This window comes from Pseudomonas sp. Ant30-3, from assembly GCF_000690905.1.
In the GTDB taxonomy this organism is placed as follows: domain Bacteria; phylum Pseudomonadota; class Gammaproteobacteria; order Pseudomonadales; family Pseudomonadaceae; genus Aquipseudomonas.
Genome location: NZ_JMCL01000201.1, coordinates 1 through 1,785 on the forward strand (window position 1 = coordinate 1; position 1,785 = coordinate 1,785).

At 61.7% G+C, this 1,785-nt stretch carries 2 protein-coding genes; both read left to right on the forward strand.

Annotated elements, in window-relative coordinates; translation table 11 throughout:
- The first annotated feature begins 625 nt into the window (after nucleotides 1–625).
- Nucleotides 626–1,018 (forward strand): protease inhibitor I42 family protein, encoded by a 393-nt coding sequence (locus DU29_RS0128790; RefSeq protein ID WP_028624790.1) that lies wholly within the window; start codon nucleotides 626–628, stop codon nucleotides 1,016–1,018.
- Nucleotides 1,019–1,020: 2 nt separating this feature from the next.
- Nucleotides 1,021–1,656, forward strand: coding sequence for a lysoplasmalogenase (locus DU29_RS0128795; protein ID WP_028624791.1), 636 nt, complete (start codon nucleotides 1,021–1,023; stop codon nucleotides 1,654–1,656).
- The last annotated feature ends 129 nt before the right edge of the window (nucleotides 1,657–1,785 follow it).

A 1,785-nucleotide genomic window follows, 5' to 3' on the forward strand; every position in this document is an offset into this window, starting at 1 on the left:
AGTTGAAACGGGCACGGCCCCCACCGCCAATCCCCGTGGGAGCCGGGCTTGCCCGCGATGGCGGTTTATCAGGCTCTGATTTGATGGCTGACCCGACACTTTCGCGAGCAGGCTCGCTCCTACAGTTGAAACGCGCTGCCAATCCCTGTGGGAGCCGGGCTTGCCCGCGATGGCGGTTTGTCAGGCTTGATTATTGGCTGACCCATCACTTTCGCGAGCAGGCTCGCTCCTACAGTTGAAACGCGCTGCCAATCCCTGTGGGAGCCGGGCTTGCCCGCGATGGCGGCTTGTCAGGCTCTGGTTTACTGGCTGACCCATCACTTTCGCGAGCAGGCTCGCTCCTACAGTTGAAACGGGCACGGCCACCACCGCCAATCCCTGTGGGAGCCGGGCTTGCCCGCGACGGCGGTTTATCAGGCTTTGATTATTGGCTGACCCACCGCTTTCGCGAGCAGGCTCGCTCCTACAGTTGAAACGGGCACGGCCACCACCGCCAATCCCCGTGGGAGCCGGGCTTGCCCGCGATGGCGTCTGCGCGGTCACCCCTGACCAAGGTGCCGTCACAATTTGTCTCATCTTCGGTTATGCTCGCCGTTCGTCGTGAACATCCGGAGCCGCTGATCCCATGTCCCCCACCCGCCTGCTGGTCCCCCTCGCCCTCGTCTTGCTGGCAGGCTGTGCCTCGCAATCGAAACAAAACCTGACCGTGGAAAAACAGAGCGCGTGCCCGTTGAAGATGCACAACGGTCAGAACCTGATCCTGACCCTGCCGAGCAACCCGACCACGGGCTATCGCTGGGCCATTCAAGATTCGGCCGGTGGCGTGCTGCATGCTTTGGGGCCCGAGGTTTATCGCAACCCGGAAGATGCCGGCGTCGTCGGTGCTGCCGGGGTTTCCACCTGGCGCTTTCAGGCATTCGCCCCCGGTACCGGTCGTTTGCGCCTGACCTCGCAGCAACCGTGGGCGCCAGAAGTGTTGCCGGTTGATACATTCGACTGTGCCATTTCGGTGAACTGATCGTGGGATGGCTGATCCTGGCGTTGATGGGCGCGGTGACTTTTGTCTACGGCCTGACCGTGCACGCCGCGCTGCTTTGCCTGCTGGTAAAGCCGCTGCCGGTGCTGGCATTGCTCGGTTGGTTGCACGACGCGCCGCCTAGCGATTACCGGCGCTGGATCAGCCTCGGCCTGATCTTTTCCCTGCTGGGTGACGTGTTACTGGCGTGGCCGGGGGATTTATTCGTCTTCGGGCTGGGAGCGTTTCTGGTCGCTCATCTGGCTTATCTGAAGGCGTATTTGAGTGATTGCCGGAACCTTGCTCTGCTACCGCTGATAATCGCTTCCGGTGTCGGGACCTTATTGCTGGGCATCCTGATTGCCAATGACCTCGGCCCATTGCTGGTTCCGGTGATTGTTTACGCAGTGGCGATCAGCGCAATGCTCTGGCGCGCGCTGGCACGGCTGGGCACCGACGTGCCGAAGCGCTCAGCGTGGCTGGCAGCGGCGGGCGCACTGGCATTTGTATTTTCCGACAGTGTGATCGGCATCGACCGCTTTGTTGCGCCGTTTCATGCTGCGCCCTACGTGATAATCCTCAGTTATTGGTTGGGGCAATGGGCGATCGCAGCGTCGGCGTTCAAGCAGAAATCGCTTTAACCCCTGTGGCGAGGGAGCTTGCTCCCGCTGGGCTGCGAAGCAGGCCCAAAACCAGGCTAACGAGTTCTATCTGATCCCTGATTGGCCGGTCTACGACTGCTGCGCAGCCGGACGGGAGCAAGCTCCCTC